Origin of the sequence: Streptomyces sp. KL116D (assembly GCF_030766975.1) — a bacterium.
In the GTDB taxonomy this organism is placed as follows: Bacteria; Actinomycetota; Actinomycetes; order Streptomycetales; family Streptomycetaceae; genus Streptomyces; species Streptomyces longispororuber_A.
In genome coordinates, this window is the sequence record NZ_JASERH010000004.1 from 180,312 (window position 1) to 194,550 (window position 14,239).

The window sequence follows — 14,239 nt, forward strand, 5'->3', positions numbered from 1 at the left end:
GAACTGAACCGTCCGTGCGGGTGATGCGTCTCCATCCAGTGAGGACCGCTGCTACGAAATCCCTGCGGATTGACGCCCACAGGGCAACACTGGGTTCCGGACCGAATGAAAACGGGGGGCGGCCATGAACAAGCCTTCGAGCCGCAGCACGGACAGCAACGTCATCGACATCACTTCGCAGCGAAAGATCCCATCCATGTGCCAGCACAAGCCTTCTTGCCCGACAGCTGAATCCGCGGACCGGGAAGCCGCGCTCCCCGTGGCCCACCACCCGGAGCAGGGCTGGAGCCTGCTGTGCAATGGGGTCCTCCTGTTCGAGGACACGGGCGAGCTGCTGCCCAACGGCACGATCATCGCTCCGCACCGCCCGCTGGGCCCGGTGGTGACGGCGGCGTAGGAGTCGCCCCGTCAGGGGCGCGGGGAACTGCGCGACCAGCCGCACTCAGCCGGCGGCCGCGCAGCCCCCTCGACCGTCACGCCTCGTAGGCGTCCAGCGGCGGGCAGGAGCAGACCAGGTTCCGGTCGCCGAAGGCCTGGTCGATCCGGCGCACCGGCGGCCAGTACTTGTCGGAGGCCTCGACCCCGGCGGGGAAGACACCCTCCTCGCGGGTGTAGGCGTGCGCCCAGTCGCCGCCCAGCATCCCGGCCGTGTGCGGAGCGTTCCGCAGCGGGTTGTCCTCCGCCGGCCACTCGCCCGACGCGACCTTCTCGATCTCCCCGCGAATGGCGATCATCGCCTCGCAGAAGCGGTCGAGCTCACCGATGTCCTCGCTCTCGGTCGGCTCGATCATCAGCGTCCCCGCCACCGGGAACGACATGGTCGGCGCGTGGAACCCGTAGTCGATGAGCCGCTTGGCGATGTCGTCGACGCTGACCCCCGTCGCCTTGCTGATCGGCCGCAGGTCGATGATGCACTCGTGCGCGACCAGCCCGGCGGGGCCGGTGTACAGCACCGGGAAGTGCGGCTCGAGCCGCTTGGCGATGTAGTTGGCCGAGAGCACGGCGACCTGCGTCGCGCGCTTGAGGCCCTCGCCGCCCATGAGCCGGACGTACGCCCACGAGATCGGCAGGATCCCGGCGGAGCCCCACGGCGCGGCGGAGATCGGGCCGACGCCCGTCTCGGGACCGGCGCTCGGCTGCAGCGGGTGGTTCGGCAGGTACGGCGCGAGGTGCTCGCGCACACCGACGGGGCCGACACCCGGACCGCCGCCGCCGTGCGGGATGCAGAACGTCTTGTGCAGGTTCAGGTGCGAGACGTCGCCACCGAAGTGCCCCGGCTTGGCGAGCCCGACCAGCGCGTTGAGGTTGGCGCCGTCGACGTACACCTGGCCGCCCGCGTCGTGCACCGCACCGCAGATGTCGGCGACGTGCTCCTCGAAGACGCCGTGCGTCGACGGGTACGTGATCATGAGGACGGCGAGCTGGTCGGCGTACTGCTCGATCTTGGCCCGCAGGTCGTCGATGTCGACCTCGCCGTCGTCGGCGGTCTTGACGACGACGACCTTCATGCCGGCCATCACGGCGCTCGCCGCGTTCGTGCCGTGCGCGGACGACGGGATGAGACACACGGTGCGCTGCTCGTCACCGTTGGCCCGGTGGTACCCGCGGACGGCGAGCAGACCGGCCAGCTCGCCCTGCGACCCGGCGTTCGGCTGCAGCGACACCTTGTCGTAGCCGGTGACCTCGGCGAGCCGCTCCTCCAGTTCCTTGATGAGCGTCAGATAGCCCTTCGCCTGCTCGGCGGGGACGAACGGGTGCAGCTGGCCGAACTCGGGCCAGGTGACCGGCTCCATCTCCGTCGTCGCGTTGAGCTTCATCGTGCAGGAGCCCAGCGGGATCATGCCGCGGTCCAGCGCGTAGTCCCGGTCGGCGAGCCGGCGCAGGTAGCGCAGCATCGCGGTCTCGGAGCGGTACTGGTGGAACACCGGGTGCGCGAGGAAGTCGTCGGTGCGCAGCAGCCCCTCGGGCAGCGCCTCGGCGACCTCGGCGTCCAGCGCCTCGATGTCCGCGTCGACCCCGAAGGCACCCCACACCGCGGCGAGCTGGTCCCGCGTGGTCGTCTCGTCGCAGGCGACCGACACCAGGTCGGCGTCGACGAGCCGCAGGTTGACCCCGGCCTCGCGGGCGGCGCGCACCACGTCGGCGGCCTTGCCCGGCACGCGTACGGTCACGGTGTCGAAGTACGCGCCGTGCACGACCTCGACGCCGCCCGCCGTCAGACCGGCGGCCAGCACGTTGGCGTACCGGTGGGTGCGCCGCGCGATGGACTTCAGGCCCTCCGGCCCGTGGTAGACGGCGTACATGCCGGCCATCACGGCGAGCAGCACTTGGGCGGTGCAGATGTTGCTGGTCGCCTTCTCGCGGCGGATGTGCTGCTCACGCGTCTGCAGGGCCAGGCGGTACGCCTTGTTCCCGTCGGCGTCGACGGACACGCCCACGAGGCGGCCCGGCAGCGACCGCGCGAACTTCTCGCGCACCGCCATGTAACCGGCGTGCGGCCCGCCGAAGCCCATCGGCACACCGAACCGCTGCGTCGTACCGACGGCGATGTCCGCGCCCAGCTCACCGGGCGAGGTCAGCAGCGTGAGGGCGAGCAGGTCGGCGGCGACGGTGACGATCGCGCCCAGCTCGTGCGCCTGGTCGACGACGGGCTTGATGTCCCGCACGGCGCCGGAGGCACCGGGGTACTGCACGAGGACGCCCACCACACCGCGCTCGGCGACCTCGGCGGGGATCCCGTCGCTCAGGTCGGCGACGACGATCTCGACGCCGGTCGGCTCGGCCCGCGTCTCGATCACGGCGACGGTCTGCGGCAGCGCGTCGGCGTCGACGACGTAGACGCCGTTCTTGACCTTGCCGATGCGCCGCGACAGCGCCATCGCCTCGGCGGCGGCCGTGCCCTCGTCGAGCAGGGAGGCGCCGGAGGTCGGCAGCCCGGTCAGCTCGGCGACCATGGTCTGGAAGTTGAGCAGCGCCTCCAGGCGGCCCTGCGAGATCTCCGGCTGGTACGGCGTGTAGGCCGTGTACCAGGACGGGTTCTCCATGACGTTGCGCAGGATGACGGGCGGCGTGAACGTCCCGTAGTAGCCGAGCCCGATCATGGAACCGAGCACCTGGTTGCGATCGGCGAGGGAGCGGAGCTCGGCGAGCACCTCGGCCTCGGTCCTGGCACCCGGCAGCGCGAGCGCCTCGGCGCTCTTGATGACGTCCGGCACCGCGGCCGCCGTCAGCTCGTCGAGCGAGCCGTAGCCGACCTGCGCGAGCATCTTGGCCTGCGCGGCGTCGTCAGGACCGATGTGGCGCTGCTCGAAGGGGATTCCCTGCTCCAGCCGGGAGAGCGGAATACGATTGGCGGTCATGGCGGAGGCCTCCTGGTCATTGCGACCTGCGAGGGGCACCACGGCGCGGGTGCCCGGACGGCCTCCCCCTCTGTCATCTCAACCTGAGAGCTTCACCGGCCCGCCCGCGAGAACACGGAGCACGCCGACTTTCACCGTCGGTGAGAGCGGGAACCGTGCACCCCGCCCTGCTTTCCAGAGTGACCTCGTCCGTGCGGTACAGGGGCCTGAGAGATTCCGGGGAGGAGTTGCTCCTTCGGCGCCTCCGACGACGGTCGGAGGACTCTCCCGCACGGGGTCAGCAGCCGTCTGCCAGCCTACCAGCGGCGACTTGACCCGAACCCTCGAGTGGCCGCCATCCCCAATGTGCTCTTTCGTAGTGCTTACAGATGAGTTGCGATCAGCTGGAGGCACCGTGCAGACCGATGTCGATCCGCGCAATCTGATCGGCCGCAAGGCGTTCGACCGCAACGGGACAAAGATCGGCACGATCGACGAGGTCTACCTCGACGACGCCACGGGCGTCCCGGAATGGGCCGCGATACGGACGGGGCTCTTCAGCCGCGACGCCTTCGTCCCCCTGGAGCCGAGCGAACTGGTCGACGGCATCCTGCACGTCCCCTTCGAGCGCTCCCTGATCAAGGACGCCCCGGACTTCGGCGTGGGCCGCCACCTCTCCCCCGAGCAGGAACTCCAGCTCTACCACCACTACGGCCTGGACATCACGGCCCCGCAGTCCCCCGACGTCACGTTCGGCCACATCGCGGGCACGGAGGACGACCCGACCTGATCCCCGGGCCGCTACAGCTCGACGAGGGGCAGCGGGTCGGCCGGCTCCAGCTCGGGATCGTCCACCGCGAACGTCCTGACCCGCCCCGGCCCCGTCGAGTACGGCGTCTCGAACCGCACCGTCACCCGCCCCACCCCGCTCCCCTGCACCCACCCGGCGCCGAACTCGGCGTGCCGCACATCGTGCCCGGCCATCCATCTCCGCTCGGCCGGCTGCTCGGCGGGGGCCGCCTCCTCGGCGGCCTCCTCCTGAGCCACGGCGGTGTCCCGGTCCACGTCCTCGGCCTCCTCGGCCGCGGCGGCCTGGGCGAAGAGGTCCTCCTGCGTGTAGTCGGCGAGGCCGCTGACGCCGACGCCGAGCAGCCGCACCCCACCGGTCGTGTCCACCGCCTCGAGCAGCCGCGCGGCGGCCTCCCGCACGACCGCGGGATCGTCCGTCGGCCCCCGCAGGGTCTCGGACCGCGTCAAGGTCGAGAAGTCGTACCTGCGCACCTTCAGCACCACGGTCCGCCCCGACCGCCCGGCCCCCCGCAGCCGCTCCACGCACCGGTCCGCGAGCCGCTGCACCTCCATGCGGACCCGCACCCGGTCGTGGATGTCCACGTCGTACGTGTCCTCGACCGACACGGACTTCGAGTCCCGCTCGGCGACCACAGGGCGCTCGTCGTGCGCGAGCGCCATGGCGTACAGATGGCCGCCGTGCGCCTTGCCGAGCAGCCGCACCAGCTCGTCCTCGCCCGCCTCGGCGATCTCCGCCACGGTGAGGATGCCGGCCCGCCGCAGGTGGTCCCCGGTCGCGGGCCCGACGCCCGGCAGGATCCGCACGGACTTCGGGGCGAGCAGCGCCCGCTCGGTGCCCGGACGTATCAGCACGAGCCCGTCCGGCTTGGCCTCCTCCGAGGCGATCTTGGCCACCATCTTGGACGCGGCGAGCCCCACCGACCCGGTGAGCCCGGTGACCCGCCGGATGTCGGCTCGCAACCGCATCCCGACGGCCTCGGCGGAAACCTCGTCCCAGGCCGCCTCACCGGCCTCCAGATCGACGAACGCCTCGTCCAGGCTCAAGGGCTCCACCAGCGGCGAGAGCGCCCGCAGAAGCGCCATCACCTGCTCGCTGACCTCCCGGTACAGCCGGAACCGCGGCACGAGGTACGCGGCATGGGGCGCGAGCCGCCGCGCCTGCCCCATCGGCATCGCGGAGTGCACCCCGAACCTGCGCGCCTCGTACGACGCCGTCGCCACCACACCACGGGGCCCGAGCCCGCCGACGACGACCGCTTTCCCGCGCAGGCTCGGCTTCGCCGCCTGCTCCGCAGAGGCGTAGAAGGCATCCATGTCGAGATGCAGGATCGTGGGCGCGGCTCTCACGTGCTCGATGCTGCCCTACGCCACTGACAACGCGGCCGTACGAGCCTCACACGGCCCGGTTGCGCCGCCTCGCGAGCTCGTCCGCGGGATGGTGCCCGACGAGCGTCTCGCCGGTGTCCACGCGCTCGCCGTGCAGCTGGGACAGGGCGCTCTCCACGTCCCGCCACACCACGCCGACGGCGATCCCGAAGATCCCCTGCCCGCCCTGGAGCAGATCGTGCACCTCGGCCGGCGACGTGCACTCGTAGACCGTCGCCCCGTCGCTCATCAGCGTCATCCGCTCCAGGTCCCGGAAGCCCTGCTCGCGCAGGTGCTGCACCGCGGTGCGGATGTTCTGCAGCGAGACGCCCGTGTCCAGGAACCGCTTGACGACCTTGAGGACGACCACGTCCCGGAAGCTGTACAGACGCTGCGTCCCCGACCCGTAGGCGGGCCGCACGCTGGGCTCCACAAGACCGGTTCTGGCCCAATAGTCGAGCTGCCGGTAGGTGATCCCGGCCGCGGCACACGCGGTCGGCCCCCGGTATCCGATCTGCTCGGAAGTCGCGTCGCCGTTCTCCCCCGCCACCGCAGGCACCACCTGCGGGCGCTGCGGAGCGTGATCGGCCGCGCTGCCGTGAAACGAGTACGGACCGCCCGTCGCCGTACCGTCGCCGCTGCTTCTCACGCCGACCTCCTCATTGACCTGCCTTCTCGACGGTAGGCAGTCGCAGGGGGTGCGTCAACGAACGCCACACTCGCCACGCCGAGTGATAATCACCCTAGGAGTGGTTTCCCGTGTCCGACCGCGGGGAAAGGCTAGCCGAATGTGCCGAGGCGGCCGCCGTAGGGCGACCGCCTCCTGGTCACTGCACGCCAGTCACTGGCTGTTGGTCCCGAAGTCCTCGGGCGAGATCTGGTCGAGGAACTCGCGGAACTTCTCCACCTCGTCCTCCTGCTCGTCCGGGATCGCGATCCCGGCGTCGTCCAGGACCCCGTCACTGCCGAAGATCGGCGTTCCGGTGCGCAGGGCGAGCGCTATGGCGTCGGACGGGCGGGCGCTGACCTCGACGCCGCTCGCGAAGACCAGCTCCGCGTAGAAGACGCCTTCCCGCAGATCCGTGATGCGTACTTCGGTGAGCTCCTGTCCGACCGCCTCCAGCACGTCCTTGAACAGGTCGTGCGTCAGCGGACGCGCGGGGGCCATGCCCTGCTGGGCGAAGGCAATGGCCGTCGCCTCCCCCGGTCCGATCCAGATGGGGAGGTAGCGGTCGCCTCCCACTTCACGCAGGAGCACGATCGGTTGGTTGGAGGGCATTTCGACCCGGACACCTACGACGTCGAGCTCGTTCACACAGCAACCCTAGGACGTGCCCGGCCGGTTTGGGTAGTCGGGCATGCGCCGCAAGCCGGGCCTACGCCGCTCGCCCGCCCTGCGATCAGGGCAGACGCACCCCGAGAGCGGTCTGCACAAGTGCCGCGTGCAACCTCACCGTGAGGCCCGCCATCTCCTTGGCGCGAGCCTGCGCGAGGGCCCTGGTCTGCGGGTTGCGATGCACCTTGAGCGGTGCCACGACCGAGTCGATCAGCCCGGCCTCCCGGTCCGCGGCGGCCCGCATGACCCGCAGGTGCCGGGGCTCGATGCCGAACCGCCCCAGCTCGCTCACCAGCTCGGCGACGAGTACGGCCGAGGCGTCGTAGGCCCCGTCCGGCAACGGGGCGATGAGCCCGTACGACTCCCACTCGGCGAGCTCCGCCGCGTCGATCCCGGCGGCGGCGAGCAGCTCGTCCCGGCCGACCCGGGCGGCCGTCGGGCCGTCGTCGCCCTCCTCGCCCACGTCACCGGGTCGCCCAGGAGCGGGAACGGGCAGGGACTCGCCCCGCTCCAGGGCGTCGAGCTGCTCCTTGATGACCTTCAGGGGCAGGTAGTGGTCCCGCTGCATCCGCAGGACGTGCGCGAGCCGCTCGACGTCGTCCGGGCTGAACTTGCGGTAGCCCGAAGGCGTCCGCTGTGGCTCGATGAGGCCCTCCGACTCCAAGAACCTGATCTTGGAGATGGTGACTTCGGGGAACTCCTCGCGCAGCACGTTCAGTACGGTGCCGATGCTCATCAGCCGACTGTCCATGGTGGCGGTGCCGCCTGCGGCACCGCCCCTCGGTGTGTGAAGCATGGACCTTCCTGAAGGTTCGCTGACGGTTCAGATACCTCGCTGGCTCGCGTAGAACACCAGCCGGTACTTGCCGATCTGCACCTCGTCGCCGTTGTTCAGCGTCACGGAGTCGATGCGCTCACGGTTCACGTACGTCCCGTTGAGGCTGCCGACGTCGGCGACGGTGAACGAGCCGTCCTGCAGGCGACGGAACTCCACGTGGCGGCGCGACACGGTCACGTCGTCCAGGAAGATGTCGCTCTGCGGGTGGCGGCCCGCCGTGGTCAGCTCGCCGTCCAGGAGGAAGCGGCTGCCCGAGTTCGGACCGCGGCGCACCACCAGGAGCGCCGAGCCGAGCGGCAGGGCGTCGACCGCGGCCTGCGCCTCGGGCGACAGGGCCGGCAGCTGCGTCTGGCCGGTGGCCTCCGGGTCGTACGACTCGAGCCCCGAGATGGAGATCGTGGACGTCGTCTCGGACGGCCCCTCCGGCGCCGCACCGCCACGCAGCGGCGCACCGCAGTTGGAGCAGAACCGGCTGTTCTCGCCGTTCCGGTTTCCGCACCTCGTACACACCAGGGCCGACATGGACGGATCCTCCTGCCGCGGCTGCCCCGCGGGGGCTTGGGACGCGTACGGGCCGGGACCAAACCCTCCACCCGTACTTGAGGTTGACGGTTCCCCGAAACCTATGCGGCCGGAACCGGCAGGGTCAACAGACGACGCGCCCTGTCCGCCCGAATTGTCACCGCCGACCTGATCCCGGAAGAGCGGGCGCTCGCCCACCTGCGTCTCCGGCACATCTCCCTGGCGCGGCGCACGATGACGGTTGTCCTCACGTGCGCTCTTGCCGAACAACTTCGCAAACAACTTCACGGGCGATTCCCCTTGACCGAAACAGACCCGCCCGTGGGGCAGGACGAACCCTGACTGCACACATCGGCGTACATCACTGACACGGACATCCTCACAACGTCCGTATCCGCCAAACAGTTTCCACCACGCACCCCGCGTATGGTGCGCCGACCCCCCGCAACCTCATGCCCACGCACGACATCCCCCATACACCCCCGCCTCACCGCGAGGACGACCGAGCGTAGTCAGGCCGCTGCGCTGCCCGCAAGGCGTCCACGACGATCTTCTCCGAGCGGCTCACGGCGACCGTGGCCTGCTCCTTCTCCAACGTCTGCACCACACCTCCAGGGATGTTGAGCGCCGGTTCGAGGTCCTGCGGCTTGCCGATGACCTTGAAGCGATACGGCTGACTGATCTTGTGTCCGTCCACGCTCACCCCCTTCCCTCCGGTTCCGTCCGTCAGATACGTGTTGGCCACGACGCGGACGTCATTCACCTGGATCGCCTCCGCGCCGGCGGCCCGCAGCTCCTGGATCGCGTCGAGCAGCATGTCCGCCTCGACGGCCCCCTTCGTGTCCGTGACCGTCATCGTGATCCCGGGGCCCTGCGCGGCCACGGTGCCCGCCAGAATGCCGAGTTGACGTTCCTTCTCGACCGTCTGCTTGCGGGCCTCCTCGGCCTGGTCCGAGCTGTTCTCCAGTTCGGTGCGCTGGTCCTCCAGACCCTGCTTCTCATCCTCCAGACGCTGCGTACGGTCGTCGAGTTCATCGAGGATGCGCACAAGATCTTCCTGACGGGCACCGCGCAGCGCGCTGTTGTCGCTCGTGGACCGCACCTGGATGGCGAGTCCGAGGCCCAGTACGAACAGCAGCACAGCCACCGTGAGTTGGGCGCGCGACACGCGCGGCGGCCACAGTCCCTTCACGAGCCGCTGACGCCCGGTCAGCTGCGGCTCGCCGGACTGCTCCGGCGCCTGCGCCCCGGGCGCTCCCGGCTCCGAGGCGACCTCGGCCGGCAGCTCCCTGCGCAGCCGGTGCTCCTGCTCGGCGGGGGTGTTCCGCTCGCCGTTCTCGTCTGCGTCGCTCATCGGCCTCACGCCCGGAACACGTGCCGTCGGATGGCGGCCGCGTTGGAGAAGATTCGGATGCCCAGCACCACGACGACACCGGTCGACAACTGCGCGCCGACGCCCAGCTTGTCGCCCAGGAAGACGATGAGCGCGGCCACGACCACGTTCGACAGGAACGACACGACGAAGACCTTGTCGTCGAAGATCCCGTCCAGCATGGCGCGCAGCCCGCCGAACACCGCGTCGAGCGCCGCGACCACGGCGATCGGAAGGTAAGGCTCGACGACCGCCGGAACCTCGGGCCGGACGAACAGCCCGACCACGACTCCCACGACGAGGCCCAGTACGGCGATCACGATGTGCCCTTCTGCTCTGCTCTCGGCTGTGCTGTACGAACGATCACGCTGGGGGCGGCCGGAACCTTGATGTCGTCCTGGGCCGAAATGCTGGTCCGGATCCCGAAGTTCTCCTGCAGGGCGTGCAGATACATCCCGTCAGGACTGTTCTGGAACCGGGTGCTCAGCCGCTGTCCGTCCCCCACCGCGAGCACCGTGTACGGCGGCACCAGCGGCTTGTTGTCGACCAGTATCGCGTCACCCGCGGCCCTGATCGCGGACAGTGCGGTGAGCCGCTGTCCGTTGATGCTGACGGCCTCGGCACCGGACTGCCACAGACCGTTGACGACCCTCTGCATGTCCCGGTCGCGTACCCGACCGGTGTCGGAGAAGCCCGCGCTCTCCCGCGGCCCGCCACCGCCACCTGTCTGCGCCGACTTGGCGTCGTCGACGACGAGCCGCACGCCGGGACCGTGCACGGCGACGGCCCCCGACAGCAGACCCACCAGCTCGCCCTGCTCACCGCCGTGCTTCTTCAGCGCCTCGCGCTGCATGTTCCCCACGTCGGTCCGCAGCGAGTCGACCCGGTCCTCCAACTTGTCGGCGGACTCGGTCTCCTGGTCGATGCGGTCGATGAGCTCCTCGCGCTCCTTGGCCACGACGGGGGCGGCGATCCGCGCCTCCGCGGCGCCCACGGTCACCACGAGCGCGGCGAGTACCAGCCCGGCCGCGAGTCCCAGTTTCGCCCGCAGTGTCTTCGGCAGTCCGCTCTGTCCCTGCGCCTGCTTACGGGCCGCGGCCTCCGCGTAACCGTCGTCCAGGCTGTGGTCCATCACATTGGTCAGCAGCGACATGGAAGCATCGGGGCGCGAGGGGCGCTTGGGGGTGCTCCGAACGGGGGGCTGCTGCGGCATGCCGCACATCGTCGCACGTGGTGGCCGCTACCTCCGAATGGCCCCACCGACGCGCCGGTCGGCGCCCCTGGGGGGCACCGACCGGCGTGCTGTACGGGCTCAGCGTCCGGCGCTGTCCACGACCGCCGACCACTCGTCGAGCAGCTGCTGGGCGGAGGCGTCGTCGGGCCCCTCGGCCCACAGGTGGGTGACGGCCTCGGCCGGGTCGGGCAGCACCATGACCCAGCGCCCGTCGGCCTCCACGACCCGCACACCGTCGGTGGTGTCCACCGACCGGTCGCCGGCCTCCTCCACGACCCGCCGCATGACGAGCCCCTTCACGGCCCACGGCGTCGCCAGGTCCCGCTTGATCACGTGGGCCCGCGGAATCCGCGCGTCGATCTGGCTCAAGGTCAGCTGTGTACGCGCCACGAGCCCGATGAGCCGCACGAAGGCCGCGGCCCCGTCGAAGACGCTGCTGAACTCGGGCACGATGAACCCACCACGCCCGTCACCACCGAAGATCGTCGACTCGTCCCGGCCCACGCGCGTCAGATCGTCGGGCGACGTGGTCGTCCATTCCACCTGCGTCCCGTGGTACGCGGCGACCTGCTCGGCGATGCGCGTCGTCGTCACCGGCAGGGCCACCCGCCCGCTGCGCCGCTCGGCCGCCACCAGGTCGAGCATGACCAGGAGCGCACGGTCGTCCTCGACGATCCGCCCCTTCTCGTCGACCAGCGAGAGCCGTTCACCGACCGGGTCGAACCGCACCCCGAAGGCGGCCCGCGCCGACGCCACGATCTCGCCGAGCCGCACGAGCCCGGACCGCCGGGCGTCCGCCGTCTCCGTGGGCCGCGATTCGTCGAGCCCCGGATTGATGGTCAGCGAGTCGACGCCGAGCCGCCCCAGCAGGCTGGGCAGCACGAGCCCGGCGCTTCCGTTGGACGCGTCGACCACGACCTTGAGCCCGGCATCGGCGATCCCGGTCGTGTCCACGTTCCGCAGCAGCGAGCCCGTGTACGAGTCGAAGACGCTCGACGGGAAGTGCAGGTCACCGATCTCGCCGGGGAACGCCCGCCGGTACTCCTGGCGCGCGTACACCCGGTCCAGCTTCCGCTGGCTCGCCTGCGACAGGTCGGCCCCGCGCTCGTCGATGAACATGATGTCGACGGAATCCGGCACCCCGGGTGTCGTCCTGATCATGATCCCGCCGGCACTGCCCCGCGCGGTCTGCTGCCGGGCGACGGGCAGCGGCACGTTCTCCAGGTCCCGTACGTCGATGGCGCTGGCCTGCAACGCGGAGATGACGGCCCGCTTGAGCGCACGGGCACCACGGGAGTGGTCACGGGCGGTGGTGACGGTCGACCCCTTCTTGAGGGTCGTCGCATACGCTCCCGCGAGCCGCACGGCGAGCTCCGGGGTGATCTCCACGTTCAGGATCCCGGAGACGCCCCTGGCGCCGAACAGGTGCGCCTGCCCGCGGGACTCCCAGATCACCGACGTGTTGACGAAGGCGCCGGCTTCGATCGTCTTGAAGGGGTAGACGCGCACATTGCCCTGGATGATCGATTCCTCACCGACGAGGCACTCGTCGCCGATGACGGCTCCGTCCTCGATCCGGGCGGCACCCATGATGTCGGTGTTCTTGCCGACGACGCAGCCCCGCAGATTACTGTGCCGACCGATGTAGACGTTGTCGTGGACGACGGCCCGGTGCAGGAAGGCCCCGCTCTTCACGACGACGTTCGAGCCGACCACCGTGTGCTCGCGGATCTCGACGTCGGCCTCGACCTTGGCGTAGTCACCGATGTAGAGCGGCCCACGCAGCACGGCGTCGGGATGCACCTCGGCGCCCTCGGCGACCCAGACTCCCGGGGAGATCTCGAACCCGTCGAGCTCCACGTCGACCTTGCCCTCGAGCACATCGGCCTGAGCCTTCACATAGCTCTCGTGGGTGCCGACGTCCTCCCAGTACCCCTCGGCCACATAGCCGTAGACGGGCTTGCCTTCCTTCATCAGCTGCGGGAAGACGTCCCCGGACCAGTCGACCGGAACATCGGCCTCGACGTAGTCGAAGACTTCGGGCTCCATCACGTAGATGCCCGTATTCACGGTGTCCGAGAAGACCTGTCCCCAGGTCGGCTTCTCGAGGAAGCGCTCGACCTTCCCCTCTTCGTCGACGATCGTGATGCCGAACTCAAGAGGATTGGGCACACGCGTCAGACAGACGGTGACGAGCGCACCCTTTTCCTTGTGGAAATTGATGAGCTCGGTGAGGTCGAAATCAGTCAGGGCGTCACCGGAGATGACGAGGAACGCATCGTCCTTCAGCGCTTCCTCGGCGTTCTTCACGCTGCCGGCAGTGCCGAGTGGCTTCTCCTCGTTGGCATAGGTGAGCTCCATCCCGAGCTCTTCGCCGTCACCGAAATAGTTCTTGACCAATGAGGCCAGGAACTGGACAGTGACCACGGTTTCGGTGAGCCCATGCCGCTTGAGCAACCTGAGCACGTGCTCCATGATCGGCCGGTTGGCCACGGGCAGGAGCGGCTTGGGCATACTCGAGGTCATGGGGCGAAGGCGGGTGCCTTCGCCTCCGGCCATCACGACGGCCTTCATGTCGGAAGCGTCCTCCTTGAAGAGACGACGGTCTAGCCGACTTCGCCCGTCCTCAATGACCCTCGATTGTCTATGTCGGGGTCATCTGGCCTCAACCAACACGCAATGGCGGGCTCAATCGGCCTTGGAGTCCGCCTTCACAAGACGGCGGACCTGAACCACGTAGAGGATCCCTGCCCACCAGTACAGCGTTGTACCCCATCCGGCGAACGCCCATCCGAAAATAGCAGCGAGCTCATGGATCCAGCCACTTCCATCGCTCAGAAGCAGCAACGGGAACGCGTACATCAGGTTGAACGTCGCGGCCTTGCCGAGGAAGTTCACCTGCGGCGGCGGATAGCCGTGCCGCCTGAGGATCCCCACCATCACCAGGAGAACCAGTTCTCGCGCCAGCAGTACGGCGGTCAACCAAATGGGAAGAATGTCGCGCCAGGTCAAACCGACCAAGGTGGACAAAATGTAGAGCCGGTCGGCGGCGGGATCGAGGAGCCGTCCGAGGTTGCTGATCTGATTCCAGCGCCGGGCCAGCTTGCCGTCGAGATAGTCGCTGACACCGCTCAGCGCGAGCACGAGCAACGCCCAGCCGTCGCTCTTGGGACCACCGAACTCAGGCCTGAGGATCAGCCACAGGAAGAGGGGTACGCCGAGTAGACGCGCCATGCTGAGGATGTTCGGGATGGTGAGGACCCGGTCGGTCTGAACACGGGTCTCCTGGACCTCCACCCGGGGGCCTCCTGTGGGAAACGAGCCAACGATGCCCCATGACTTTACCCTCCGTCTCCGCCGGCACGACGGCAGGGGTCTGCCTCCACGACCTCCAGAACGCAAAAAAGCCGCAACTCCCGAGCAT

At 69.4% G+C, this 14,239-nt stretch carries 13 protein-coding genes and 1 riboswitch; of the genes, 2 read left to right on the top strand and 11 right to left on the bottom strand.

What is annotated here, in order from left to right:
• Window positions 1–196 precede the first annotated feature (196 nt).
• Entirely contained in the window at window positions 197–397 is a 201-nt protein-coding gene (locus RBJ77_RS01345) for a DUF5999 family protein (RefSeq protein ID WP_305128558.1), read from the top strand.
• 76 nt (window positions 398–473) lie between these two features.
• On the opposite strand, the gene gcvP is transcribed toward RBJ77_RS01345, so the two are convergent.
• Entirely contained in the window at window positions 474–3,359 is a 2,886-nt protein-coding gene (gene gcvP / locus RBJ77_RS01350) for an aminomethyl-transferring glycine dehydrogenase (RefSeq protein WP_372343256.1), read from the bottom strand.
• Window positions 3,360–3,543: 184 nt separating this feature from the next.
• Window positions 3,544–3,639: riboswitch (glycine riboswitch) on the bottom strand.
• A gap of 114 nt (window positions 3,640–3,753) precedes the next feature.
• On the opposite strand from gcvP, the gene RBJ77_RS01355 reads away from it, so the two are divergent.
• Entirely contained in the window at window positions 3,754–4,128 is a 375-nt protein-coding gene (locus RBJ77_RS01355) for a PRC-barrel domain-containing protein (RefSeq protein WP_372343257.1), read from the top strand.
• Window positions 4,129–4,139: 11 nt separating this feature from the next.
• Here RBJ77_RS01355 and RBJ77_RS01360 read toward each other — a convergent pair whose 3' ends face one another.
• From RBJ77_RS01360 to RBJ77_RS01405, 10 genes are all read right to left on the bottom strand, one after another.
• Window positions 4,140–5,495 (bottom strand): DNA polymerase IV, encoded by a 1,356-nt coding sequence (locus tag RBJ77_RS01360; RefSeq protein WP_372343258.1) that lies wholly within the window; start codon window positions 5,493–5,495, stop codon window positions 4,140–4,142.
• Between the two features lie 46 nt (window positions 5,496–5,541).
• On the bottom strand, window positions 5,542–6,162 hold the full coding sequence (locus RBJ77_RS01365) for a MerR family transcriptional regulator (RefSeq protein ID WP_372343259.1): 621 nt from the start codon (window positions 6,160–6,162) through the stop codon (window positions 5,542–5,544).
• 192 nt (window positions 6,163–6,354) lie between these two features.
• Window positions 6,355–6,828, bottom strand: a complete 474-nt coding sequence (locus RBJ77_RS01370) for a bifunctional nuclease family protein (RefSeq protein ID WP_005475662.1) — start codon at window positions 6,826–6,828, stop codon at window positions 6,355–6,357.
• A gap of 85 nt (window positions 6,829–6,913) precedes the next feature.
• Entirely contained in the window at window positions 6,914–7,645 is a 732-nt protein-coding gene (locus RBJ77_RS01375) for a MerR family transcriptional regulator (protein ID WP_372343260.1), read from the bottom strand.
• A gap of 27 nt (window positions 7,646–7,672) precedes the next feature.
• Entirely contained in the window at window positions 7,673–8,614 is a 942-nt protein-coding gene (locus RBJ77_RS01380; protein ID WP_372343272.1) for an FHA domain-containing protein, read from the bottom strand.
• Window positions 8,615–8,696: 82 nt separating this feature from the next.
• Complete coding sequence (locus tag RBJ77_RS01385) at window positions 8,697–9,563, bottom strand: DUF881 domain-containing protein (RefSeq protein WP_372343261.1); 867 nt, start codon at window positions 9,561–9,563, stop codon at window positions 8,697–8,699.
• A 5-nt stretch (window positions 9,564–9,568) separates the two neighbouring features.
• Window positions 9,569–9,901: a small basic family protein gene (locus RBJ77_RS01390; protein ID WP_008749169.1), complete on the bottom strand. Its 333-nt coding sequence runs from the start codon at window positions 9,899–9,901 to the stop codon at window positions 9,569–9,571.
• Window positions 9,898–10,803, bottom strand: coding sequence for a DUF881 domain-containing protein (locus tag RBJ77_RS01395; RefSeq protein WP_372343262.1), 906 nt, complete (start codon window positions 10,801–10,803; stop codon window positions 9,898–9,900). Before RBJ77_RS01395 ends, RBJ77_RS01390 begins: the two co-directional genes overlap by 4 nt.
• A 90-nt stretch (window positions 10,804–10,893) precedes the next feature.
• Entirely contained in the window at window positions 10,894–13,389 is a 2,496-nt protein-coding gene (locus RBJ77_RS01400; protein ID WP_372343263.1) for a sugar phosphate nucleotidyltransferase, read from the bottom strand.
• A 114-nt stretch (window positions 13,390–13,503) separates the two neighbouring features.
• Complete coding sequence (locus RBJ77_RS01405; protein WP_255978477.1) at window positions 13,504–14,112, bottom strand: CDP-alcohol phosphatidyltransferase family protein; 609 nt, start codon at window positions 14,110–14,112, stop codon at window positions 13,504–13,506.
• Window positions 14,113–14,239 lie beyond the last annotated feature (127 nt).

Excerpts from the sequence above, each read along its gene's own strand:
- gcvP (WP_372343256.1), bottom strand. The coding sequence starts at position 3,359 with ATGACCGCCAATCGTATTCCGCTCTCCCGGCTGGAGCAGGGAATCCCC.
- RBJ77_RS01385 (WP_372343261.1), bottom strand. The coding sequence starts at position 9,563 with ATGAGCGACGCAGACGAGAACGGCGAGCGGAACACCCCCGCCGAGCAG.
- RBJ77_RS01395 (WP_372343262.1), bottom strand. The coding sequence starts at position 10,803 with ATGTGCGGCATGCCGCAGCAGCCCCCCGTTCGGAGCACCCCCAAGCGC.
- RBJ77_RS01345 (WP_305128558.1), top strand. The coding sequence starts at position 197 with ATGTGCCAGCACAAGCCTTCTTGCCCGACAGCTGAATCCGCGGACCGG.
- RBJ77_RS01400 (WP_372343263.1), bottom strand. The coding sequence starts at position 13,389 with ATGAAGGCCGTCGTGATGGCCGGAGGCGAAGGCACCCGCCTTCGCCCC.
- RBJ77_RS01375 (WP_372343260.1), bottom strand. The coding sequence starts at position 7,645 with ATGCTTCACACACCGAGGGGCGGTGCCGCAGGCGGCACCGCCACCATG.